Genomic DNA, 22,503 nt, shown 5'->3' on the forward strand with positions numbered 1-22,503 from the left:
GGTTCCATGGAATTACCGTCGGAACGGTTTGGCTATGAGATCCGTGTCAGGGGGAGAGCGCAACGGTGCCGTCGATCCAAGGGAGGGGTCCACGCGTGGACGATGAGAATGAAGTGCAAATGACCGGCTCGATCATCCTGGGTCTGATCTGGACTCATGTGGTCAGCTCGTTGTTGTTTGTTCTGACCGGCACGTTGCGATAGCCGAGTTTAGAGGGCGAGCCGTGGGGACGATGTCGTCGGGGCGGGGAGTCTGCCCCGACGACATCAATTCCTCGATCAGTGGACGCCCGGACGCTGTTCGCCCTTGCCGGTTCGCGCCGTCTGACGCCGGCCGGCGTGACTGCCTTCTTCGATCTCCTCGATGATCTTGGCCGAGAATGCGTCCAGGTCGCCCGGATTGCGGCTGGTGATGATGCCCTGATCGGTCACCACTTCGCGATCCACCCACTTGCCGCCGGCATTGATCACATCGGTCTTGATCGAGTGATACGACGTGACCTGGCGCCCGCGCACCGCATCCAGCTCGACCAGCAGCCACGGCGCATGACAGACCGCGGCCACGATCTTGCCGGAGTCCAGGAACGAGCGGATCAACTGCAGCGCCTTTTGATTGACCCGCAGCAGGTCGGGATTGATCTGGCCACCGGGTAGGACGATGGCGTCGTAGTCGTCGGCGTTGACGTCCTCGAGCGCTTTGTCGACCGCGACGCTTTCGCCCCAGTCCTTGAGCTTCCAGCCGCGGATCTTGCCTTTCTCAGGCGAAACCACGTCGACCTGCGCGCCGGCTTCCTTCAATTTCCGCTGGGGTACCAGCAACTCATCCTGCTCGAAGCCGTTTGTGGCGAGAATGAGGACCTTGGCTTTACTGATCTCGGGCATGACTCATCTCCTGTCTCGACGAGTAACGTTAATGAGGCAGCGATGGTGGAGTTCCGGTGGTTGCCATCACGTAACTCATGCGCGAGTCGGCGGTTTTTTAGAAGATCTCGACAGGCTACGGCGTGTCAGATGACGCCTGCGCGTCAGAGGGCTACGATGCGCAACTTCCGTCCACTGTCTGCTGGAGTCGTCATGAACAGGAGCTCGAAGGGTTTGCTTTTGACCGGTCTGCTGGCACTGGGCACGGGGTTGCCAGCGCTCGCGGCGTTACAGGAAGGGGCCAAGGCGCCCGAGTTCACGGCGCAGGCCTCCATGAAGGGCCAGCCGTTTACGTATTCGCTCAAGGACGCGCTGAAGAAAGGCCCGGTGGTGGTCTATTTCTATCCGTCGGCCTACACCAATGGCTGCAACGTGCAGGCACGCACCTTCGCCGTCAACCAGGAGAAGTTCGCGGCCGCCGGCGCCAGCATCATCGGCGTTTCCCTCGACAGCATCGAGCGGCTCAACGATTTCTCCGCGGATCCGGAATTCTGCGCCGGGAAATTCCCCACGGCATCGGATTCGGACGGCAAGATCGCGCGCTCTTACGAGCTACAGGTGCGTGAAGGCGGTTCGGGCCGGAAGGACACGCGCGGCAAGGACATCAATCACGACTTCACCGAGCGCACGACTTTCGTCGTGACTGCCGATGGCAAGATCGCGGCTACCGTCGGCGGTCTGAATCCGGTCGAGAACGTCAACAAGTCGTTGGAAATCGTCCAGAAGTTGAAGGGCGGCTGAGTGTAACCAGCACCGAGGCGGCGGCGGGCGCAATGCTCGCCGCTACCGCCCGGCCGCCAGGCAGCGAAACGTAGTGACTTGCTTGCCCGTGCCCGGCGGCAAAGAGGCATCCTTGTTCACCGTCGAAATGATCTCGGCATTCTGTTGGCCGGCGCGACGGCACACCCGTGTCGCGAGATCGTAGGCCTGCTCGGCGCCCCCATCATGTTGAATGGTGTTGGTGTCGCCCTTGCCGGGCTTGACGATAGTGCAAGCACTGAAGAGCAAACATCCCACCAGTAACGCTGTGCGCAACATCAGCGCAGTATTCCCGACAGAATGGCCTGTTCTTCAGAGAAGCCGGCAGCGCCTAGAAACTGCACGACGGTGGGGGCGATTTGCGAAGCCAGCGGTTGTCCGATGCCCAGGCTGGCCAGCGATTCCTCATAGTCGCCGATTTGATCGAGCGGTTTGGTCACCACGCCCTGCTGCTTGACTGCTTGCATGATGGTCTCCGCGTTGGGGATGCGAGCGGCCAGTTGGTCGAACTGCGGTTTCGGTAAGCGTTCCCGTGCATACAGCAATAGTGCACCCACAGCGCCTCGCGCCTGCACGTCGGTGAGTCCGAGTTGGTTCTGCAGATAGGCGGCGGCAGTTTGTCCTGAAGCGGCGGCCTGTGCGGACTCATACGACATCGAGCCTGCGACCAAAGTAACCAGCGCGATGAGCGCGGCGCTGCTGGCGAGAAGTTGTCGAAGCGGGCTCATGCGATTGGCTCGATGGCAGCTTCGCGCTGCCAGCTTGGATCTGGATCGAACGACTGGATGTCCTGCGCCACTTTTTGCGTATCGGGGCCCAGGTCTTTGGAATAGACCACGCCATCGTGGTTCACAATGAAGGTCATCACGCCGCTGCGGCCGTATTCGGCAGGCACGGCGATCAGCGCAAAGCCGCCGATCATCTGGTCACCGACCAGATAACTGTACGCGCCGCCTTGGGCGTGGGGGCCCTGTGAGGTCAGGAGCCGGTAGATATAGCCGCGTAGCGGCTCGCCCTTGGAAGGACCGTTCTCGAAATAACCTTCGCTTTGCGCGCGAGCGAACGCGGCACCCAACGGGCTCGGCGGCTCGTTGCCGGTGGTCGGCCAGTACAAGCCGTCTTTTTCACCCTTCGTGCTCACCAGTCGTTGCGCAAATTGCAGCAGGGCGGCGCGTTGCGGATTGCGCATGTAGTACTCGCGTTGGGCGTCGACGAAAGCCAGACACGACTGAATGGTGGCCAGCTCGTTGGCGCCGATGCGGCGATTGACGATTTCTTCCGTGCCTGCGGCGCTATCGAAATGCCAGCGGCCATCGCTTTGGACCAGCGGAAAGGGGAACGGCCACTCGTCGCTGCCGACCAGTAACGTTCTTGGACCGGCTGGATCGCCACTCAATGTATGTTCGGCGTCATAGGCTCGTACGAATCGCTCGCGCGCATTCTCGTCCTGCACGGCGTCTCCCGAGTCGATGGCCGGCCTGGCGTCTTTGCCAAGTACTTTTACCAACGCGCTGGTGTCGTTGGCACGGGCCGCGGCGATCAATGCGCTGACTGCGTCGTCGCTGGAGGCGAAATCCTGCTGCGATGTCATGCGACTGCAGGCCGCCGTGACTATCAGCAACACGATGGCGAGGATGCGCAGGGCGGATGGGCTTTGATGTTTCATCTGCGTCGTCCGCCGCCCCGTGACATACCGCCTCGACTCGACATGCCACGGCTGCTCTGCGCTCGCGTGCGCGCGCCGTTGTCGATACCTTTGAATGCGTCCGCGGAACGGCCGGAGGAGCCTGCGCCGGGAGCGCGCTCGCTCACATCGCGCGAGGAGTTGCTCAGGCCGCGATTTTCCCCGCCACCACCGAGGTCCCGGTATTCATTGCCTCTGCCGCCAAGATCGCGGGATTCATTGCCCCCGCCGAGATCCCGATTCTCGTTGCCACTGCGGCCGCGGTAATTCTCTCGCGCCTGCAACGCTTGCTCGCTGCTGCCGCGACCGTATCTCTGTTGAGTTGCAGTGTCGCGATAGCCCACGCCCTGACGGTGCACCGAGTTGTGCTCCCAGCGATTGCTGACATTGGCTCTGTTGTTGACGTTTACGTTGTTGCGCGTGAAGTTGTTGTAGCGGTTGACGTTGACATCGATATCGCTGTGGCCCCAATTGAATCCTCCCCAGAGTGCGCCACCGACCACCATGCCCATGCTGAAGGAGAAGAGCGCCGTGCCGGCGACATAGCCGGGCGGATAATAGGAATAGGGCGGATAGGCTGGATACGGCCAGGCACCGTAAACCACGGTAGGGTTGTACGTCGGAACGTACACGACCTCTGGGCTGGGCGATTCGATGACGATGATCTGCGGCGTGGCGGCGCCGGCCGGCGCCGCTTCCGTCTTGATTGTTTGTTCCTTGGTGCTCGTCAGGTTTCCACTGTCTTTGGCTTTGGCGCGTAGACGCTGGACGGCATCCATAACGTCTTTGCGTTGCGCGAGCACCGCATCGCCGAGCTTCTGGGTCCAGTCGAGCTTGTCGCTCATCATGGTCAGGACGTCTGGAAACGCCACCATGGATTTCACGCTCGCATCCCAGGTTTCGTTCTCCACCGCCTTCGCGACCGCATCGCCTTTGACGTCCGGATGGTCTTTCGCCCAACGCGCCGCGAGCACGATTTCCAGCGGATAAGTCGATGCCATCAGCACCTGCGCCAGCAGCGCGTCGGGGTAAAGTGCGATCGGCGCGACGATCTGCTCCAGCTCTTCGGGCTTGAAGGGCTCGGCCTTCGGCACAGTCGCGTCTTGCGGTGTTGCGGGCGGAGATGCGGCAGGCACTTCCTGCGAGTTCGTTGCCGGCTGCCCTACGGCCAGCACAGTCGCCAGTGTCAGCAAGCAAAGTAATAAGGAGCGGTTCATCCCGCTCATCATGCGCGGCGGCGTCGGCTCGATCAGTACGCGTCGAGGGAGGTCCGCAGCGCCTTCACACGCAGCGCAGCGGTGGCTGGCTTCAGCGGTACTTCAAGCCGGTGCCGGTGTTGAACACGACGACTCGGTCTTGATCGCGAATGGTGCCGGCAGCGCGCAATGTTTGTAACGCAGACCAGGCCGCGCCGCCTTCGGGACAAACGTCGATGCCGGTGCGGCTCGCGAGTTCTCGAGTCGCTGCGTCGGCATCGGCATCGGTCACCATGACTGCAGTGCCGTTCGACTCGCGCAGCACTCGAACGCAGATGAATCCGCCGATCGGGCTCGGCACACGCAAGCCATAGGCGTGTGTATTCGGATTGGGCCAGGGCTCGGTGCGCTCCTTGCCTTCCAGGAATGCCTTGGCGACGGGCGCACAGCCGGCAGACTGCACCGATACGAAGCGCGGTCGACGACCGCGAGGGATCCAGCCGAGGCGCTCCATTTCCTCGAACGCTTTCCACATGCCGACCAGTCCAGTGCCGCCGCCAGTGGGGTAGATCACAACGTCCGGAATGTCGCCGTTGAATTGCTCGACCAGCTCGAAGGCCATGGTTTTCTTGCCTTCGATTCGATACGGCTCGCGCAGCGTCGAAACATCGAAGGCGCCTTTCGGGCCGTGCTCGCGCAGGAATTTGCCGGCGTCGGCGATCGTGCCCTCAACGCGATGAATAGTGGCGCCGTACAGCTCACATTCGTCGAAGAACGCTTTGGGTGTGTCGACTGGCATCGCGACCGTGACGGGCAGGCCGGCTCGTGCGCCGTAGGCTGCCAGTGCGCCGGCAGCGTTTCCCGCCGAGGGCGCCGCCAAGGCTTGCGCGCCGAGATGTTTGGCCATGGAGACGGCCAGGGCCATGCCACGCGCTTTGAACGAGCCGGTGGGATTGCGCGACTCGTCCTTCACCCAGACATTCGCCTCGACCTGCAATAGCGGCGTCAATCCCTCGACCAGCGAAACTTCATCTCCGGGCAGCAGCGGCAACAGCTCGCGATAGCGCCACAGGCTGGGCTCGCGCGATTGCAGATCCCGCAGCGACAGTTTCACCGAAGCGAGGTCGTAATCCACTCTTAGCGGCAGGCCACATGCGCGACAAACGGTCAGCAACTGCTGCGGGTCGTGCGCAGTCTCGCAGGCGAAGCAGCGAATGCCAGCGAGGTTCGGCGAGAGTCGAGCCGTCATGCAATCTCCCTTTCATGCCACCACGCGCATTGGAGCACGCGTCGGGGACTCAAGTCGATAAGCCCCGAGTCACGTTCTGGTTACATCGTCACGCTAGCGCTCGATCAGCCCGGCGCGCAGCGCGATCAGGGTCAGCTCGGCTTGGTTGCCGGCGTGCAGCTTCTGTTTGATGTTATAGAGATGAGTGCCGACGGTGGAGGTGGACAGGTTCAGCTCGGCGGCGATCTTCGGGACCGCAGAGCCGTTGGCCAGGCGCAGGAATACCTCGAACTCGCGTTCAGACAGCGAGTCGACCAACGTCGTGGCTCCGCCCACTTCGGCGAGCGCAATCTCCTGCGCAAGCTTGGGATCGATGTAACGTTGACCGGCGGCCACCATCCGCACGGCTTCGAGCAATGTTTCCGGGGCGGTGCGCTTGGATAAGAAACCCAGTGCGCCTTGTTTGAGTGCGCGACTTGCATGAATGGCATCGTCGTGGGCGGACAACGCAAGTGTCTTCACATCCTTGTCGCGGGCACGCAAGCGACGGATGGTCTCGAGTCCTCCCATGCCCGGCATGGAAAGATCCAGCACCACGACGTCGGGCTTGTCTTCATCGAAACGCACACAGGCTGTTTCGCCGCTGTCGGCTTCGGCGACGACGCGCACATCACCCACTGTCTCCAGCAACAGCCGGAATCCAGTGCGCACCACAGTGTGGTCATCCACGAGCAGCACTCTGATCATGCGTGCGCTCCCAGAGGAATTTCGGCCGCGAGCTCCACGCCGTGCGGCTCGCGATTTTTCAACGTCAGGGTGCCACCGAGCATGGCCATTCGTTCCTGCAAACCGCGTAGCCCGAAGTGTCCGGGACGCGACCAGTCTTCGGGCAGACCGCTGCCATTGTCGGTGACGTGGATGCGGATATGCGAATCGGAATGCACGACGCTGACCTCGACCCGCGTCGGGCGTGCATGTCGAACCGCATTGATCACGGCTTCTTGCACGACACGATATACCGCGATGGTGATGCTGTCGCCGAGTTCGGCGGGCAGCTCGTGATGTAGCGAGAAATGGATGGTGGGATGGCGGCTTTGCCATTGCTTGATGAAGCCTTCCAGCGTTTCGGCCAAGCCGAGGGTATCGAGCGTCACCGGCGCGAGCCGGGGAATCAAGCCATGCATGGCGTCGTACAGTTGCGCGGCTTCAGTCGAAATGAGTCGTGCGACATCGGTGGTGCGGGATTCAGCTGGGTGCTGATTCGCGATGACCACGGCGAAGCTGCGGATCGCAGTCACCGATTGTGCGAACTCATCGTGCAACTCGCGTGCGATCAGGCGGCGTTCCTCGTCCAGACGTTGCTCGATGAGTCGGTCGAGCTCGCGGCGCTGTTGCAGGCGTTGTTCCGCTTCGATGGCTTTGCGATCGCTGAGCAGTTTTTCCTGCAGCGACTGCGCCATGCGATTGAACGTCGAGCCGATCATGCTGGCCTCGTAGCCTTCGAGTTTGGGCAGCCGATGCTGCAGGTCGCCTTGCTCGATGCGCGCCAGGCCATCGACGATGATGGGCCAGGGCGCCACTGCACGACCGACCAGCCAGAACACCGCTGCATTGAGCACCGCGAAGGCGATCCCGCCAATGATCATCAGGTGAGTGAAATCATCCCAACCATCCAGCACGGCGCGCGACGCATCCGCTTCGATCCGGACCTCCGAGCCATTGGCCAGCGTGAATATGTGCACCGGCGTTGGCGGCAGAATGAGCGCGGAATACCACGCGGGGGCGTCGCGTCCGGCCTTGTAGGGGGAGGGCGGCGACTTATAAATGACTCTCCCGTCCATCGCCCGCACCGTGATCTCGTGGGCGCGCACCCGACCGAGGTGCTGCAGGAAGGTCAGCAGGGTGTCGTTATCGGGTTGATCGTACGTGATGAGAATCCGGGTCAGCAGCTGGGTCGCGACGACGTTCGCGCCAGCGATTTCCTCGCGCACGGCGCGTCGCGCGCCATCGAATTGCAGCCACGCAGCAAGGATCACGAAGGCTGCACTCAGGCTGGCGACGATCAGATTGACGTGGGTGCGAAGTTTCAAAGGCCATCCTTGTCGGCTCGAAGCCGGCAGTATGACGGTCGGCGGGCAGGCGCCGCACTCATGAAAATCATGAGTCGCGAATCATGATTGTCGTGTAGCGGCGGCGGCCTGTCTGGCGTCATGGTGCGACTGGGGGCGAAGTTGGTCCCCTTTACAAGGAGTCCGCCATGAGCTGGGAAACACCTGTGGCCATCGATCTGCGTCTGGGCATGGAAATCACCATGTATGCCGAGCATCGTTGATCGTTGAATGAGGGCGGGGTCGCCGGGCGACCCGGGACCTCGCCTTGCCCATGTACATACGAATTCTAGGCGCAGCCGCCGGCGGTGGCTTTCCTCAATGGAATTGCAACTGCCCCAATTGCGGCGGCGTGCGGCGGGGCGCGCTAAACGCTCGTCCTCGCACCCAGTCGTCCATCGCAATCCGCGGTGCGGATGAGACCGCCTGGACGCTGGTCAACGCATCCCCGGATATCCTGACGCAGCTGCAGGCCAATCCCCAATTGCAGCCGGGCCGGGCGTATCGCGATACCGGCATCCGCAACATTGTCCTGACGGATTCGCAGATCGATCACACCACCGGTCTGCTGATGCTGCGCGAGGCCACAAAACCGTGGCCGCTGTGGTGTACGGACAATGCCTTCGACGATCTCACTACGTCCAATCCCATCCTGCAGGTCCTACAGCGCTACTGCGGTGTGGAGCGGCGGCGGATTGAAACGACGGGTGAATGGTTCGCCGTCGACGGCACTGCGGACTTGCGATGGCAGGCGCTTGCGTTGCCTGGCCGGCCACCGCCGTACTCGTCGCGCAGCCCGCAGCCGGGTGATGTCATTGGCTTGCTGGTCGAGGATCTGCGCACCGAACGCCGGCTGTGCTACGCGCCCGGCATCGCGAGCATCGATTCGTGGCTGTTCGAGTTGATGTGCAGTTCCCAGTGCGTGCTGGTAGACGGCACGTTCTGGACGGATGATGAGCTCGTGCGGTTGGGTGTTTCGCATAAGCACGCAGCCGACATGGGCCACCTATCGCAAACCGGCGGAATGATCCAGTGGCTCGATCGGTTGCCTGCAGCGACCCGTCGCGTGCTGATTCACATCAACAATACCAATCCGATTCTGGTGGAGGATTCGCCGGAACGCGCGCAGTTGAATTCGCACCATATCGAAGTGGCGTATGACGGCATGGAGATCGAGCTGTGAGCAACGATGTTGCAGCTGCCTGGGATGAGGCGGAATTCGAGCGGCAGCTGCGCGAGCAGGGACGGGCGTATCACATCTACCATCCCTTCAATGTGATGCTGAACTCGGGCAAAGCCACACGCGAGCAGATCCAGGGCTGGGTCGCCAATCGCTTCTATTATCAGATCAGCATCCCGCGCAAGGATGCGGCCATCATCGCGAACTGTCCGGATCGTGACGTGCGGCGGCGCTGGGTCGAGCGCATTCTGGACCACGATGGGCACGGCGACGATCCGGGCGGCATCGAAACCTGGTTGCGTTTGGCTGAAGCGGTCGGCTTGGACCGAGCGGAAGTGTCGACATTGCATCGGTTGATTCCCGGTGTGCGCTTCGCCGTCGACGCCTATGTGAATTTCGCACGTCAGGCCCCGTGGCAGGAAGCTGTGTGCTCGTCGCTGACGGAGTTGTTTGCACCCGCCATTCATCGACAGCGATTGTCGTCGTGGCCGGAGCACTATCCGTGGATCGAGCCGGAGGGGTTGCAGTACTTCCGCAGCCGCGTCTCGCTGGCTCAGCGCGATGTGAATCACGGACTGGCGGTGACGCTCGCTTACTTCAAAACTCGCGAGCAGCAGCAGCGCGCGCTGCAAGTGCTGAAGTTCAAGCTCGACGTCCTGTGGGCGATGAACGATGCCATGGGTCAGCACTATGGAGTCCAGACATGACGCAAGCCGATCGCCCCAGTATCCGTACGGGCATTCGCCTGCAGTGGGAAGCCGTGCAGAACGCGTATGTGCTGCTCTATCCGGAAGGCATGGTGAAGTTGAACACCAGTGCCGCGGAGATCCTGCGTCGCTGCGACGGCCTGCGCAGCGTCGACGAAATCGTGGCGGACTTGGAGTCCGCTTTCAATCGTAACGGTCTGCAAGAGGAGATCGTGAATTTTCTTCAGCTCGCAAGAGCGCAAGGTTGGATCAGCGCGGCGGAATCATGAACGCAGCAGTCACAACATCCCCGAGCGTCGGGCCGCCTTTGTGGCTGCTGTTCGAGCTGACTTATCGTTGTCCGTTGCAATGTGTGTTCTGTTACAACCCGATCGAGTTTGCGACGGTCGAGAACGAGCTGACGACGGCTGAGTGGCTGCGAGTGCTGCGAGAGGCGCGAGCGCTTGGATCGGTGCAACTGGGTCTGTCCGGTGGCGAGCCGTTGATGCGCGATGATGTCGAGGAGATTGCGGCCGAAGCGCATACGCTCGGGTACTACACGAATCTGATTACGTCTGGTGTCGGCCTGACGCGCGAGCGGTTGAGCGAGTTGAAGCGAGTCGGGCTGGATCACATTCAGCTATCGTTTCAAGACTCGACGCGCGAGATGAACGACTTCCTGTCGCACACCCGAACGTTCGAGCTGAAGAAACGCTGTGCGGAGTGGATCAAATCGCACGGGTACCCGATGGTGGTGAACTGTGTGATCCACCGGCTCAACATCGATCACCTCGACACCATCATCGACATGGCCGTGCGCATGGGCGCGGATTATCTGGAGCTGGCGAACACTCAATACTATTCGTGGGCCCATTTGAACCGAGACCATCTGTTGCCTTCGCGTGAGCAGTTGCAGCGGGCGGAGCAGACGATGCTGCAGTGGCGCGAGCGGATGAAGGGCAAGATGAGGATTCTGTTCGTCGTGCCGGATTATTACGAGCAGCGACCGAAGCGATGCGTGAATGGGTGGGGCACGACGCTCGCGACCATCGCGCCCGATGGCACGGCGCTGCCTTGTCACACGGCGAGGATGTTGCCGGGGTTGAGCTTTCCAAATGTTCGCGAGCGGAGCATGCGCGAGATTTGGTTCGAGTCCGAGGGGTTCAATCGATTTCGCGGACAGGGATGGATGAAGGAGCCATGCGCGAGCTGTGAGGAGCGGGAGAAGGATCTCGGCGGGTGTCGCTGTCAGGCGTATTTGCTGGCGCATGATCCGGCGGCGGCGGATCCGGTGTGCTCAAAGAGCCCGCATCATGGAGTGGTCGAGGCAATCGTCGAACGAGCGCAACAGGATCGCGTGCCGGAGAAGCCGCTTGTGTTTCGTCGGCGGGAGAATTCTCGGGCGCTGAGCTGAGCTCGGAGTTGAGAGGCGTTGGTGGTTTGCGTCGACGGGAGCGACCTACCTCCGCCCGGCACCGGGCACGGCCGGAGCGCTAGCGCTCCTATACCGCACGTCCATGATGAGCCCTGCTGTTGCGGTCCCGTCCCTGTACCGCAAAGCTGCCGGGCGGAGGTAGGTCGCTCCCGCCGCCGCCGAAGCGTCACAGCGGCGTCGCGCGTGACTCGGCTCCGACCACCAACCGTTAGTTGTGAGTTTGAGGCTGATCGATGTCGCAACGGCAGTTGCGGCCGCGCTAGAGCGCGGCCGCTCTGGTGACGTTGTAGCCGTGATTTCGGGGCGGTGGCTGTCGGGGGTCTCGGGAAGTTCGCAAGCACGGTGACTCGGCCGCCGCCGCCATTCGAGCAAACCGTTGCACGCTGGCAGTACAACCGACGCCGCGCGTTGCAGCTCGCAGCGCGTCAGCGCGTTAAGGGCGAGCGACACCGCCGGTGAAACGTCCACTGACCAAATCATGCGGCAGCCATCGACGCAAAGCCCGCCAACAGTAAAGACGCTCGCGAGTTTCCCGAGCCCCCCGACAGCCATCGCCGAGCTACCGACGCTCTTATCTCCGCCGGAATGAGGCTCAGCGTTTCGTGTCGCCAGCAAATGAGAATTTCACGCCAAGCCAGTAGCTCCGAGGCGCGCCGGGGGCGAGGAAGGTGGAGCCGAGCAGGGGGCGCTCGCCATCGACGATTGGACCGTTGAAGGGGCGAGCCACGAACTCTCCATTCGCGTTGAATCCGGTCGATCCGAGCTGCGCTGCTGTGTAGTACTCCCGATCGAGCAGGTTGTTGACCTGCGCGAACAGTTGCAGTGCTTGCATCGGTCGATACTCCACGCCCAGGTTCAGCACCGTGTACCCACCGATCTCACCCGGCCCAACATAGTACGGTGCCTCCGCCTGGTGCTGGTTGTTCTCGTTGCCTCGCGCGTATGAGCTGCCGATGTTGATCACGTCGAGGTTCATTGAAACCTGCTCTGTGACATCCCAGGCTGCGAACGCTTTGAGAATGTGTCGCGGAATGAGGGGGATGCGGTCACCGGGCTCCACGTCGATGGTGCCCTCGAAGCCGGGACCCTCTTCGTTGGAGCTGTTGCCTTCGCCCAGCAGTTCTTCGTTGCTGCGATAGGTCGCATCCAAATAGGTGTAGTTGGCCCCGACGTACAGTGGGCCGAACTGGCTGTTGGCGCTCAGCTCGACGCCCTGGCGGCGCGTCTTGCCGAAGTTCTTGAAGTAGCCGAAGCCGGAGGTGTCGTCGGCGACAAAAAGGATGTCGTCGCGATTGTCGGCGCGGAACACGCCGATGTTCCAGGCGAGGCGCTTGGCCAGTTGGCCGCGGGCGCCGACTTCGACGGTGCGTGTGACGACTTGGTCGAGCGGTGGGTCGCCGGCCATCGCATTCGGCAGGCGGCAGGGGTTCTCGGGATCGGCGCATCCCAGTTCGATGGAGGAAGGGGCGCGGCTGCCTTCGCTGTAGCCCACGTAGCCGGAGAACGCTTCGCTCGGATTGAATGTGACGCCCAGCGCCGGATTGAAGCGGCTGAAGTGATGCTTCGCGGTGAGCGAGCCGGGTTCGCCGGCTTCGGTGATGTTGTCCAGGTTGTCGACCGTCGTGCGGTCATAGCGTCCCGACAAGGTGAGTTGCACGAGTCGCGACAGCTCGAGGGTATCGGTGAAGTAGGCGCTGCTGGTCGTCGTGTCGCCATTGAGGTCGACGCGCGAGTCGAAGGCATTCTCCGAATCCTGAGTGCCGTCGGCGAAGGCACCCGGGCCTTCTACTGTTTGAATGCTGCGGTCGGGCAGCAAGTAGCCGAACTGCGAGGACTGGGTGAACGTCGCCTTGCTCTTCAGGCCAGACACGCCGACGATGAGCTGATTGTTCAACGATGCCAACGGTGCCGTGAATGCCAGCTGCACCGACGCGCCGGCGTCGTGCTGCTGGGTGCGAGTTCGGTTGGCCAGGCCGTTGCACTTTTCGTTCGGCTCTTCATTGGTCAGCGCGTTGGCGATGCAGCGCCAGAACGGGAAGGGCGTGTTGGCTTGGGTTTCGCCGCTCACGGGAAAGCCGGTGTATCCCGCGTCTGCAAGCGCGGCGAGTTCACCGGCGCTAGGTTGATACAACGACTCGCCGAGCGAGTCGTCGTTGATGTCGCCGTTGAAGGTTCGGGTATCGATGTTGCGATAGTGGGCGTTGCCGGACAGCGCGATCGTTTCGGTCAACTTGTGCGTGACCACCAGATTGATCAGATACGCCTCGTTCTTGGTCTGGTCGGGCTTGGTGTAGACACTCTTGTAATCTGCGTTCAGCAATTGCACGTCTTGCAAGCCGTTACCCGTCAGGTCCGTGTCGGCGTACGCGGCGCTGAGCGAGACGTCCGTGGCATTGTTGCGCCAGCCGAGCTTGCCGAAGAACTGGCGGGCCTTGGTTGGTGAGTCATCGCGCCAGCCGTCGTCGCGCAACTCATTGCCGGTCGCGAACCAATGCAAGCCGTTGTTGGAATGAGAGGCGGCACTTGCTGCAATCCGCCGGCGACTATCCGAGCCGTAGTTCAACTCGACGCCGTAGCCCGGGTAATTGAAGCCATCTTTGGTCTGCAGCGCCAATGCGCCGCCGAGCGTATTCTCGCCAAAGACGGGATTCGAGCCGGGGATGAGCGTCATGCCGGCCAGTGCTTCTTTGGGTATCAGATCCCAGCTCACCACGTCGCCGAACGGCTGATTGAGTCGCATGCCATCCAGGTAGATCGACAGGCCCTGCGGCGTGCCGAGCAGGGGCGAAGCGGTGAAGCCGCGGTAGTTCACGTCGGGCTGCAGCGCGTTGTTCTGGATGTCATTGATGTACACGCTGCCCACGCGCCGGTTCATGTACGCCGTGAGATCCAACGCGTGCGAGTCGTCGATCTGACGAGAACTCGCTGTTTGCACGGGCGCTGCGACGCGGTTGCGATCGACTTGCGAGCCGATCAATGGCGTGACGCCAATGACCGTGACTGTATCGATGATGTCGTCCGCCTGCGCTGCGGCCGTCAGAAAGGTGAGCGCTGACAAAGCGGCCGTGCCAATCGTTGCCGTACGCATCCCCAGACTCCTTTCCCATCCTTGGGTGTTGTTAGTTCAGCTGCCGCGCGAGTGCTGCAATGGGATGTCCAGTCGCTTGCAACGGCGATACAGAGTGTTTCTGCTCACGCCCAGCCGTTCTGCCGCGCGCGACATGTTGCCTTCGCATTCACGGATACATTGAATCAGCTCGCTGCGCTCGATCGAGGGCGGCACCTCGCAGCCATCCTCGCGGCGACTCTGGCACAGTCGCACCTCACTGGGCAGATCGACCATCCGTATTACGTCGCTGTCACAGATCGCGAGAATGGTCCGGATCACGTTGCGCAGCTCGCGCACGTTGCCGGGCCAGCTGTAGTCGAGCAGTCGCTGAAACGCGTCTACCTCGATCGAGACCGGGCGGCCATCGCAGCTTTCGGTGGCGAGGAATTCGCGGATCAGCCGTTCCTTGTCGGTTCGCTGCGCCAGCGGCGGCAGCTCGATGGTGATGCCGTTGAGCCGGTAATAGAGATCTTCACGAAAGGCACCGCGCGCGATCATGGCTCGCAGGTTCTGGTGCGAGGCGCACATTACGCGCAGGTCGACCTTGATCGGCGTCTCCGTTCCCAACGGCATGACCTCCTGCTCCTCCAGCACACGCAACAGACGCGTCTGCAAGCCCAGCTGCATGTCGCCGATTTCATCGAGGAACAGTGTGCCCCCGGACGACTGCAGGATCTTGCCCTTCATGCCCCCTTTGCGGGCCCCGGTGAACGCGCCGGCCGTGTAGCCGAACAACTCGCTTTCGATGAGTGTTTCGGGAATGGCGGCACAGTTCAGGGCCACGAAGGAGCGCGTGGCGCGATCGCTTGCAGCATGCAAGGCGCGTGCAAACATTTCTTTGCCGGCGCCGGTCGGGCCCTGGATCATGACCGGCACGCGCGCGCTCGCGATGCGCCGGGCACTCCTTATATTACGAGCCATCTGCGGGTCGTCGCCCGCAAGGTCCTCGAGCGACAGGGCGGTCTTGCGGGTGACCGCAGTCGAAAGTTGCAAGATCTCTCGTGAGGGCGGCGGGGCCGAGAGCGAGCTCGTGGACGTCGCATCCTGATCCAGGCTCAGGAAGAAATGTCGACCGAACAGCACATCGCGGACCGGGCGCAATGACAGCTGGGTTCGGCTCGACGGCTCGATCAGCTCTCTGGGGTTCACGTCGAAGATTTCATCGATGCCGCGTCCGATCAGCGTCTCGCGACTTCTCGCTCGCAACAGCCACAGTGCAGTCTCGTCGACCGCGACCACTTTGCCGTCGCGGGCGACGGCAATCGCGCCGCTGTGCTGCAGGTTCACGAACTCGGGGCGCGCATGGAAGCGGAACACGGTTTCGCCCTGGAACTGCTGCAGGAACAGGCATTTTTCGATCAGCTGTGCCGACAGACTCACCAGCGCCATGGTGTGCGCGAGACTGGCTCGGGTGTCGCGCGCGTTCAGCGTCGATGCATCCAAGACTGCAAGCAGCTGACCTGAGGCATCGCGAATCGGCGCACCCGAACAGGACAGGCCGATGTGGCAGGCGCGAAAATGTTCTTCGCGATACACGATGACAGGGCGATTCTCCGCAATGCACGTGCCGATACCGTTGGTGCCTTCCTGGCGTTCGCTCCAGTCGGCGCCGACCCTCAGGCCGGCGGAGCGGAACACATCGATGAGTGTGGAGTCGGTTTTCTCGTACAGCACGATGCCGCTCGCATCGGTGAGCACCAGCGCATATCCCGAGCCTGCAATGTGCTCGTATAGCCAGTCGATTTCGGCAGCAGCGATTTGCAACAGATCGGCATGCTGCACCAGGCGCTCGGCGAGCGCGGCGGAATCGATCATGGTGGGCGCGGAGGTGCGTCGCCCTGGATCGATGGAGTAATCGATGGCGCAACGCCGCCATGAGCCGGCAATCGCCGGATGTAACGTTAAAGGTGGACCGATCGCCAGCGCCCGGGTCTGTCCAGACTGAGGCGCGCGAATGAATTCAAGCACATTGCCCGCATGCACTGCAGTGGCGTCCATGAATTCTCCTGGCTCATCCTGATGCGGCGGTGTGTCAACTGTCCCGTGACAGTGTCACGGTCTGTATCGCCCCTGACACACTCGCCCGCGGATTGATTTGTCCCGCCGCATCCATTGCGGCGTCGTAGCTGTCAGCATTGTTGAGTTTAACCAAGATAAGCACCGCTGGCATACGGCGTGCTAAATCAGTTCGTTAATAAATTAATGGAGGGACGATCATGAAGCATGTAGCGCTGCGGCCACTAGTGTTGCTGATCGCATGCGGTGTATGCGGATACGTATTCGAGGTCGCCGCAGCCTCCAGCAATGCAGCGACTTGCGCGCGCCTATGTTTTTTNCCAATGAGGATGGCGAGTCGGTATCGGTGCTGGATACCGCAAGCAACACCAAGATCGCTACGATCGATGTTGGTAAACGGCCGCGCGGCATGAAGTTGTCGCAGGATGGCGCACGCTTGTTCGTGGCCGTGAGTGGCCTGCCGAAATGTCCGCCATCGGTGCCCGATGAGGAATGCGCCAAGCTCGAGCGCGATCTGAAGGCCGACGGCATCGCCATCGTGGACACAGCGAAACACAAAGTAATCAAGGTGCTGGCCGCCGGCTCCGATCCGGAGCAGTTCGCGATGAGCAGTGACGGCAAGCGACTGTATGTGGCGAATGAAGATGTCGGCACGCTTTCGGTGGTGGATGTGGAGGCGGGCAAAGTCATCGCGCGCATCAAGGTCGGGCTGGAGCCCGAAGGTGTTGCTTTGACGCCGAATGGGCGCCGGGTGCTGGTCACGAACGAGGCCGGCAGCTCGGTCACGGTCATCGATACCGAAACATTGCAAGTGATAAAGACGACACCCGTGGGTCAGCGGCCGCGAGACATGGATTTCAGTCCCGACGGCGACACTGCATACGTTTCTGGCGAGATGGATGCCTCGTTGAATCGTATGAGTGTCACGGGTAACGCTCCAGTGCAACGCCTGTTACAACTTGGCGAACAGGCGCGACCGATGGCCGTCATCCTGGATTCTGAGCATAACCGCTTGTATTTGAGCACCGGACGCGGTGGCACAGTCGCAGTCGTGGATATGACGGAAGCGCCACGCGCGGCCAAGCTCATCAAGGAAGTGCCGGTGGGCAAGCGCCCGTGGGGCATGGCGCTGTCCGCCGATGGCCGGTACCTGTACACAGCGAATGGACCCTCGAACGATGTCAGCGTCATCGATACGAAAACACTGGCCGAAGTGAAACGAATTCCGGTCGGACAGTCGCCTTGGGGCATCGTGCTGGGGCCAGTGCCGCCCTGATCTGCTTACGACTTGATCAGCCCGCACTGACGCTGCGACAGTTTTTCCAGCTCGCGAAAGCGCTTGGCGGCCGAGCGAGCTTGGTCGGTATCGCGGAAGATCGCACCGCCTTCGCCAGGCAAGCCGGAATAGCGGGCGAAGGTGATCGCCGTGACAAACTCGTCGTAGGTCAGCACATCGGCGATGCGATCGATGGTGCACGAACACTGATACACGTTCGCCAGGCTGTCATCGTGGTTCGCGATGCACTCATTTACATACTCGACGCGCGCCTGCGTCGGATAGTTGTGTACTGGTCCTTCCTCCTCGGCGGCTTGGGTCGCGTTGCCGAATATTACCAATGCGGTTGTGATGAATCCGAGAGTGGATTGCTGGCACAGGCGTTGCATCGTCATGTTCGCCTCGCGGAGGTGGATTGAAGTTGGTGTCGAGCATGTGTCCAGCATGATTGTGCACGCTGCGCGCCAATGGCCATCAACAAAAAATTTCGGTCAGTCTCGGGGGATTGAACATGAAACGTCAGCAATGCTGGGTCCTGCTGGTGGCTGCCTCGTCCACCGTCACCATGGCTTCGGCCGCGGACCTCGAAACTTCTGCCAGCAAGTCGTCCAACTGGGCGATGCAAGCAGGTGACTACGCCAATCAAAGATACAGTGAGTTGAAGCAGATCAACGCCAGCAACGTTGGTCGCATGCAGGTGGCATGGACGATGTCCACCGGTGTGTTGCGCGGCCATGAGGGATCGCCGCTGGTGATTGGCGACACGATGTACATTCACACGCCGTTCCCGAACAACGTGTACGCGGTGAATCTGAAGGACCAATCCTACAAATGGAAGTATGAGCCCAAGCAGGACACGTCGGTCGTGCCGGTCATGTGTTGTGACACGGTGAACCGCGGTCTGGCGTACGGCGACGGCAAGATCTTGCTGCAGCAAGCGGATACGACGCTGGTCGCGCTGGATGCCAACTCCGGCAAGTTGCTGTGGTCCGCCAAGAACGGCGATCCGAAGATCGGTGAGACCAACACCAACGCGCCGCACGTATTCAAGGATACGGTCATCACCGGCATCTCCGGCGGTGAGTTCGGTGTACGCGGCCGCTTGATCGCGTATGACCTGGCCACCGGCAAGAAGAAATGGACGGCGTGGAGCACCGGTCCGGATAAAGACCTGCTGGTCGATCCGACCAAGACCATGACCTGGACCAACGGCAAGATGGCACCGGTCGGCACCGACTCCTCGATCAAGACCTGGAAGGGCGATCAATGGAAGCTCGGCGGCGGCACGACCTGGGGCTGGTTCTCGTACGATCCGAAATTGAATCTGGTCTACTACGGCACCGGCAATCCGGGCACGTGGAATCCGTCACAGCGGCCCGGCGACAATAAGTGGTCGATGACCATCTTTGCGCGCGATCTGAACACCGGCATGGCCAAGTGGGCCTTCCAGATGACGCCGCACGACGAATGGGACTACGACGGCGTCAACGAGATGGTGCTGTTCACTGCGAATATCGGGGGCAAGCAGATACCGGCGCTGGTGCACTTCGACCGCAACGGATTCGCCTATACCTTGAATCGCGATACTGGCGAGCTGCTGGTCGCGCAGAAATACGACCCGACCGTAAATTGGGCAACCAAGATCGACATGAAGACCGGCCGGCCGGTCGTCGATAAGAAATATTCGCCGGCGACCACGGGGCCGGACGTGAATGTGAAGGACATTTGCCCGGCCGCGCTCGGTACCAAGGACCAGCAGCCTGCCAGCTACGATCGCAAGAGCGGTCTGCTCATGGTGCCGACCAATCACGTCTGCATGACGTATGAGCCTTTCCAAGTCGAGTACACGGCAGGACAGCCGTATGTGGGCGCGACGTTGACCATGTATCCGACGCCGAACAGTCACGGCGGCATGGGCAACTTCATCGCGTGGGATCCGAACCAGGGCAAGATCGTCTGGTCGAAGCCGGAGCGCTTCTCGGTCTGGTCGGGTGCGCTGTCCACAGCAGGCGACGTGGTGTTCTACGGCACGCTGGAAGGTTATATCAAGGCAGTCTCGCCAAAGGACGGCAAGGAGCTGTGGAAGTTCAAGACCCCGTCCGGAATCATCGGCAACGTGTTCACTTATGAGTACGGCGGCAAGCAGTACGTCGGCGTGTACTCGGGCATCGGCGGCTGGGCCGGCATCGGCATGGCCGCGGGTCTGACCGAATCCACCGAAGGCCTGGGCGCGGTGGGCGGTTACAAGGATCTGGCGAAGTACACGACGCTCGGCGGCTCGTTGTTCATCTTCGGCCTGCCGGAGAGCGGCGGCTCGGCCACCACGGCGGCGAAGTGAGCTCACTGCCAATGAGCTCAGAGAAAGCGAGGACGGCGAAGTGGTTGATCGGGTTTCTGGCTTTGAGCATCGCGGCGGTGTGCACGAGTGCCAACGACGCACCCGCCGGCGGTGCCCCCTATCAGGTCAAGGATGGCAACAAGGTCGATCCGAAAACCTTGAATGGCTGGAAGACGTGGCGCGCGCTCGCTTGCGAGCGCTGCCACGGCGATCAGCAGCAGGGTCTGGTCGGACCGTCGCTGATCGAGTCCTTGAAGCATCTGAGCAAGGAAGACTTTCACACCACCGTCATGAACGGGCGCCCCGAGAAGGGCATGCCGCCATTCAGCGGTAGCGCCATGGTGAACCAGAATTGGGAAGGTCTGTACGCGTACTTGAAAGGTCGCTCCGATGGCAAGATCAAGCCCGGTCATGTGTATCCCATGGACTAGATTGCGCGTGGGCGCGACCGGGCTGTTCTGTCTTCTGCTGACATTCGTGACGGTGGATGCAGCGGCGGTCGATCAGCCCGCAACCGCAACGTCGCTGCGCGTCTGCGCCGATCCGGACAACCTGCCGTTGTCCAATCAGCGCGGCGAGGGCTACGAGAACAAGATCGCGGAAGCGCTGGCCAGCGATCTGGGCCGGCGCGTCGAATACACGTTCTTTCCACAGCGGATGGGCTTCGTCCGCAACACGTTGCGTTTGCGCGATGAGGCCACCAAAGAATACAAGTGCGATGTGATCATCGGGGTGCCCAAAGGCTACGACCAGACTGCCACCACGCGGCCGTATATGCATTCCACGTATGCGCTGCTGATCGCGGATCCAGCCAAGCACGCCAGTATCCACACCGCGGCGGATCTGTTGAAACTGCCGCGTGACCAATTGTCGGCACTGCGCATCGGAGTATTCGGGCGCTCGCCCGGCACGGACTGGTTGCTACGCAATGGCATGATCGATCAAGCCGTCGTGTACGCGCCGCAGAGCGGCGATGTTCACGAGAATCCAGCAAGTATCGTCGAGCACGATCTGAACGATCGGAAGATCGACGTCGCAATTCTGTGGGGGCCCATGGCGGGTTATCTGGTGCAGCGACACACGGCGTCGTCCCAGGCAGCGCCTGAGTGGCGCGCCGTGCCTTTTTTACCGGATCCGCAGATTCGCTTCGATTACGAGATCGCTATGGGCGTGCGCTTTGGCGAAAAACAATGGCAGAGCGAACTGGACAATTGGATCGACACAAATCAGGGCAGGATCACCAAGATCCTGCTCAGTTTTCGAGTGCCGCTGCTCGATGCCAGCGGCAACGTCATGAAATGAGCCCGCCCCGGGAGCATGTATGAAAGTCAAAGCCGCAGTTGCATATGCCGCAGGCAAGCCGCTCGAAGTCACCACGGTGGATCTGGACGGGCCGCGCGCCGGCGAGGTGCTGGTCGAGATCAAGGCCACCGGCATCTGTCACACCGATGAGTTCACCCGCTCGGGTGCGGATCCGGAAGGTTTGTTTCCAGTGATTTTCGGCCACGAGGGCGCCGGTGTCGTGGTCGATGTCGGGCCTGGCGTGCAGTCGGTGAAGAAGGGCGATCATGTCATTCCGCTGTACACGCCCGAGTGCCGTCAGTGCAAATCGTGCCTGTCACGCAAGACCAATCTGTGCACGCAGATTCGCGCCACGCAGGGCAAAGGCGTGATGCCCGATGGCACCAGCCGCTTCTCGATCGGCAAAGAGATGCTGCATCACTATATGGGGTGCTCGACCTTCGCGAACTTCACCGTGCTGCCCGAGATTGCAGTGGCGAAGATTCGCGAGGACGCACCGTTCGACAAGGTTTGTTACATCGGCTGCGGCGTCACGACCGGGGTCGGGGCCGTCATCAACACGGCCAAGGTCGAGCCGGGCGCGAATGTCGTGGTGTTTGGCCTGGGCGGTATCGGCTTGAACGTGATCCAGGGCGCGCGGATGGTCGGTGCCAACAAGATCGTCGGCGTCGATATCAATCCAGGGCGCATCAAGCTCGCCGAAGAGTTCGGCATGACTCATTTCGTGAATCCGAAAGAGGTCGGCGGCGACCTGGTGGCACATCTGGTGAACATCACGGATGGTGGCGCCGACTACAGCTTCGAGTGCGTGGGCAACGTCGATCTGATGCGGCAGGCGCTGGAATGCTGCCATCGTGGCTGGGGCGTGTCCGTAATCATCGGCGTGGCGGGGGCGGGTCAGGAAATTCGCACGCGGCCGTTCCAACTGGTGACGGGCCGCGTCTGGAAGGGCTCAGCCTTCGGCGGCGCGCGTGGCCGCACCGATGTGCCGAAGATCGTCGACTGGTACATGGACGGCAAGATCAGGATCGACGAGCTGATCACGCACCAGATGCCCATCGAGCGCATCAACGATGCATTCGATCTGATGCACAAGGGCGAGTCGATTCGTAGCGTCGCGATCTTCTGAAGGCGATCGATCAACAACGTCTGGGGGAATGACCATGAGCGCTTTGAAAATTCATCCGTCGGTGGATGGCGGCGTGAAGCCCGGTAAAGCCGGCTTCGCCGGCGGCACCTTGACCTGCAAGTGCAAGGACAATCCGG

22 protein-coding genes are annotated in these 22,503 nt (G+C 61.5%); 11 read left to right on the forward strand and 11 right to left on the reverse strand.

All coding sequences use genetic code 11. The annotated features are described in order from the left end of the window. Positions 1-278: 278 nt before the first annotated feature. Positions 279-881 carry a type 1 glutamine amidotransferase domain-containing protein gene (locus D0550_RS09980; RefSeq protein WP_116809027.1) on the reverse strand — a complete coding sequence of 201 codons (603 nt, stop codon included), beginning with the start codon at positions 879-881 and terminating at the stop codon, positions 279-281. A 192-nt stretch (positions 882-1,073) separates the two neighbouring features. On the opposite strand from D0550_RS09980, the gene D0550_RS09985 reads away from it, so the two are divergent. Continuing rightward, positions 1,074-1,661 carry a peroxiredoxin gene (locus D0550_RS09985; RefSeq protein WP_116809028.1) on the forward strand — a complete coding sequence of 196 codons (588 nt, stop codon included), beginning with the start codon at positions 1,074-1,076 and terminating at the stop codon, positions 1,659-1,661. A gap of 42 nt (positions 1,662-1,703) precedes the next feature. Here D0550_RS09985 and D0550_RS09990 read toward each other — a convergent pair whose 3' ends face one another. From D0550_RS09990 to D0550_RS10020, 7 genes are all read right to left on the reverse strand, one after another. Continuing rightward, the gene (locus tag D0550_RS09990) at positions 1,704-1,958 is read right to left on the reverse strand and encodes a hypothetical protein (protein ID WP_116809030.1); all 255 of its coding nucleotides are present in this window, start codon (positions 1,956-1,958) and stop codon (positions 1,704-1,706) included. Beyond that, positions 1,958-2,407 carry a DUF2780 domain-containing protein gene (locus D0550_RS09995; protein WP_116809031.1) on the reverse strand — a complete coding sequence of 150 codons (450 nt, stop codon included), beginning with the start codon at positions 2,405-2,407 and terminating at the stop codon, positions 1,958-1,960. Before D0550_RS09995 ends, D0550_RS09990 begins: the two co-directional genes overlap by 1 nt. After that, complete coding sequence (locus D0550_RS10000) at positions 2,404-3,345, reverse strand: DUF2950 domain-containing protein (protein WP_116809033.1); 942 nt, start codon at positions 3,343-3,345, stop codon at positions 2,404-2,406. The genes D0550_RS09995 and D0550_RS10000 overlap by 4 nt, the downstream gene beginning before the upstream one ends. Then, positions 3,342-4,580 (reverse strand): DUF3300 domain-containing protein, encoded by a 1,239-nt coding sequence (locus D0550_RS10005; RefSeq protein ID WP_161965742.1) that lies wholly within the window; start codon positions 4,578-4,580, stop codon positions 3,342-3,344. The genes D0550_RS10000 and D0550_RS10005 overlap by 4 nt, the downstream gene beginning before the upstream one ends. 91 nt (positions 4,581-4,671) lie before the next feature. Continuing rightward, a complete protein-coding gene (locus tag D0550_RS10010; RefSeq protein ID WP_116809037.1) occupies positions 4,672-5,808 on the reverse strand; it encodes a threonine synthase in 1,137 nt (378 codons plus the stop codon). Positions 5,809-5,901: 93 nt separating this feature from the next. After that, a complete protein-coding gene (locus D0550_RS10015) occupies positions 5,902-6,534 on the reverse strand; it encodes a response regulator (RefSeq protein ID WP_116809039.1) in 633 nt (210 codons plus the stop codon). Then, on the reverse strand, positions 6,531-7,877 hold the full coding sequence (locus tag D0550_RS10020) for an ATP-binding protein (protein WP_116809041.1): 1,347 nt from the start codon (positions 7,875-7,877) through the stop codon (positions 6,531-6,533). The genes D0550_RS10015 and D0550_RS10020 overlap by 4 nt, the downstream gene beginning before the upstream one ends. Positions 7,878-8,044: 167 nt before the next feature. Between D0550_RS10020 and pqqA the strand changes: the two genes are divergently transcribed. From pqqA to pqqE, 5 genes are read left to right on the forward strand one after another with little or no spacing between them, the layout of a single operon-like run. Next, positions 8,045-8,119, forward strand: coding sequence for a pyrroloquinoline quinone precursor peptide PqqA (gene pqqA / locus D0550_RS37125; protein ID WP_116809063.1), 75 nt, complete (start codon positions 8,045-8,047; stop codon positions 8,117-8,119). Between the two features lie 50 nt (positions 8,120-8,169). Beyond that, positions 8,170-9,078 carry a pyrroloquinoline quinone biosynthesis protein PqqB gene (pqqB, locus tag D0550_RS10030; protein WP_116809042.1) on the forward strand — a complete coding sequence of 303 codons (909 nt, stop codon included), beginning with the start codon at positions 8,170-8,172 and terminating at the stop codon, positions 9,076-9,078. Then, a complete protein-coding gene (pqqC, locus tag D0550_RS10035) occupies positions 9,075-9,782 on the forward strand; it encodes a pyrroloquinoline-quinone synthase PqqC (RefSeq protein ID WP_116809044.1) in 708 nt (235 codons plus the stop codon). The genes pqqB and pqqC overlap by 4 nt, the downstream gene beginning before the upstream one ends. Continuing rightward, on the forward strand, positions 9,779-10,051 hold the full coding sequence (pqqD, locus tag D0550_RS10040; protein ID WP_116809046.1) for a pyrroloquinoline quinone biosynthesis peptide chaperone PqqD: 273 nt from the start codon (positions 9,779-9,781) through the stop codon (positions 10,049-10,051). The genes pqqC and pqqD overlap by 4 nt, the downstream gene beginning before the upstream one ends. Further along, the gene (pqqE, locus tag D0550_RS10045) at positions 10,048-11,175 is read left to right on the forward strand and encodes a pyrroloquinoline quinone biosynthesis protein PqqE (RefSeq protein WP_116809064.1); all 1,128 of its coding nucleotides are present in this window, start codon (positions 10,048-10,050) and stop codon (positions 11,173-11,175) included. Before pqqD ends, pqqE begins: the two co-directional genes overlap by 4 nt. Positions 11,176-11,788: 613 nt before the next feature. On the opposite strand, the gene D0550_RS10050 is transcribed toward pqqE, so the two are convergent. Together D0550_RS10050 and D0550_RS10055 are read right to left on the reverse strand one after the other, a co-directional pair. Then, complete coding sequence (locus D0550_RS10050) at positions 11,789-14,284, reverse strand: TonB-dependent receptor (protein ID WP_116809048.1); 2,496 nt, start codon at positions 14,282-14,284, stop codon at positions 11,789-11,791. Positions 14,285-14,320: 36 nt separating this feature from the next. Continuing rightward, positions 14,321-16,303 (reverse strand): sigma-54-dependent Fis family transcriptional regulator, encoded by a 1,983-nt coding sequence (locus D0550_RS10055; RefSeq protein WP_116809050.1) that lies wholly within the window; start codon positions 16,301-16,303, stop codon positions 14,321-14,323. Between the two features lie 328 nt (positions 16,304-16,631). On the opposite strand from D0550_RS10055, the gene D0550_RS10060 reads away from it, so the two are divergent. After that, complete coding sequence (locus tag D0550_RS10060; RefSeq protein WP_161965743.1) at positions 16,632-17,597, forward strand: cytochrome D1 domain-containing protein; 966 nt, start codon at positions 16,632-16,634, stop codon at positions 17,595-17,597. A gap of 5 nt (positions 17,598-17,602) precedes the next feature. On the opposite strand, the gene D0550_RS10065 is transcribed toward D0550_RS10060, so the two are convergent. Continuing rightward, complete coding sequence (locus tag D0550_RS10065; protein WP_116809053.1) at positions 17,603-17,992, reverse strand: hypothetical protein; 390 nt, start codon at positions 17,990-17,992, stop codon at positions 17,603-17,605. Positions 17,993-18,108: 116 nt separating this feature from the next. Here D0550_RS10065 and D0550_RS10070 point away from each other — a divergent pair, with 116 nt between their 5' ends. From D0550_RS10070 to D0550_RS10085, 4 genes are read left to right on the forward strand one after another with little or no spacing between them, the layout of a single operon-like run. Continuing rightward, positions 18,109-19,935, forward strand: a complete 1,827-nt coding sequence (locus tag D0550_RS10070; protein ID WP_116809065.1) for a methanol/ethanol family PQQ-dependent dehydrogenase — start codon at positions 18,109-18,111, stop codon at positions 19,933-19,935. An 11-nt stretch (positions 19,936-19,946) separates the two neighbouring features. After that, positions 19,947-20,366, forward strand: coding sequence for a c-type cytochrome (locus D0550_RS10075; RefSeq protein WP_116809054.1), 420 nt, complete (start codon positions 19,947-19,949; stop codon positions 20,364-20,366). Next, positions 20,347-21,237 carry a quinoprotein dehydrogenase-associated putative ABC transporter substrate-binding protein gene (locus tag D0550_RS10080; RefSeq protein ID WP_116809055.1) on the forward strand — a complete coding sequence of 297 codons (891 nt, stop codon included), beginning with the start codon at positions 20,347-20,349 and terminating at the stop codon, positions 21,235-21,237. Before D0550_RS10075 ends, D0550_RS10080 begins: the two co-directional genes overlap by 20 nt. A gap of 19 nt (positions 21,238-21,256) precedes the next feature. Next, complete coding sequence (locus tag D0550_RS10085; RefSeq protein ID WP_116809056.1) at positions 21,257-22,366, forward strand: S-(hydroxymethyl)glutathione dehydrogenase/class III alcohol dehydrogenase; 1,110 nt, start codon at positions 21,257-21,259, stop codon at positions 22,364-22,366. The last annotated feature ends 137 nt before the right edge of the window (positions 22,367-22,503 follow it).

It is taken from the genome of Steroidobacter cummioxidans (genome assembly GCF_003104955.1).

Coding starts and splice junctions, on each gene's coding strand:
- D0550_RS09980 (WP_116809027.1), bottom strand. CDS start 881: ATGCCCGAGATCAGTAAAGCCAAGGTCCTCATTCTCGCCACAAACGGC.
- D0550_RS09985 (WP_116809028.1), top strand. CDS start 1,074: ATGAACAGGAGCTCGAAGGGTTTGCTTTTGACCGGTCTGCTGGCACTG.
- D0550_RS09990 (WP_116809030.1), bottom strand. CDS start 1,958: ATGTTGCGCACAGCGTTACTGGTGGGATGTTTGCTCTTCAGTGCTTGC.
- D0550_RS09995 (WP_116809031.1), bottom strand. CDS start 2,407: ATGAGCCCGCTTCGACAACTTCTCGCCAGCAGCGCCGCGCTCATCGCG.
- D0550_RS10000 (WP_116809033.1), bottom strand. CDS start 3,345: ATGAAACATCAAAGCCCATCCGCCCTGCGCATCCTCGCCATCGTGTTG.
- D0550_RS10005 (WP_161965742.1), bottom strand. CDS start 4,580: ATGAACCGCTCCTTATTACTTTGCTTGCTGACACTGGCGACTGTGCTG.
- D0550_RS10010 (WP_116809037.1), bottom strand. CDS start 5,808: ATGACGGCTCGACTCTCGCCGAACCTCGCTGGCATTCGCTGCTTCGCC.
- D0550_RS10015 (WP_116809039.1), bottom strand. CDS start 6,534: ATGATCAGAGTGCTGCTCGTGGATGACCACACTGTGGTGCGCACTGGA.
- pqqB (WP_116809042.1), top strand. CDS start 8,170: ATGTACATACGAATTCTAGGCGCAGCCGCCGGCGGTGGCTTTCCTCAA.
- pqqD (WP_116809046.1), top strand. CDS start 9,779: ATGACGCAAGCCGATCGCCCCAGTATCCGTACGGGCATTCGCCTGCAG.
- pqqE (WP_116809064.1), top strand. CDS start 10,048: ATGAACGCAGCAGTCACAACATCCCCGAGCGTCGGGCCGCCTTTGTGG.
- D0550_RS10050 (WP_116809048.1), bottom strand. CDS start 14,284: ATGCGTACGGCAACGATTGGCACGGCCGCTTTGTCAGCGCTCACCTTT.
- D0550_RS10055 (WP_116809050.1), bottom strand. CDS start 16,303: ATGGACGCCACTGCAGTGCATGCGGGCAATGTGCTTGAATTCATTCGC.
- D0550_RS10065 (WP_116809053.1), bottom strand. CDS start 17,992: ATGACGATGCAACGCCTGTGCCAGCAATCCACTCTCGGATTCATCACA.
- D0550_RS10070 (WP_116809065.1), top strand. CDS start 18,109: ATGAAACGTCAGCAATGCTGGGTCCTGCTGGTGGCTGCCTCGTCCACC.
- D0550_RS10075 (WP_116809054.1), top strand. CDS start 19,947: ATGAGCTCAGAGAAAGCGAGGACGGCGAAGTGGTTGATCGGGTTTCTG.
- D0550_RS10080 (WP_116809055.1), top strand. CDS start 20,347: ATGTGTATCCCATGGACTAGATTGCGCGTGGGCGCGACCGGGCTGTTC.
- D0550_RS10085 (WP_116809056.1), top strand. CDS start 21,257: ATGAAAGTCAAAGCCGCAGTTGCATATGCCGCAGGCAAGCCGCTCGAA.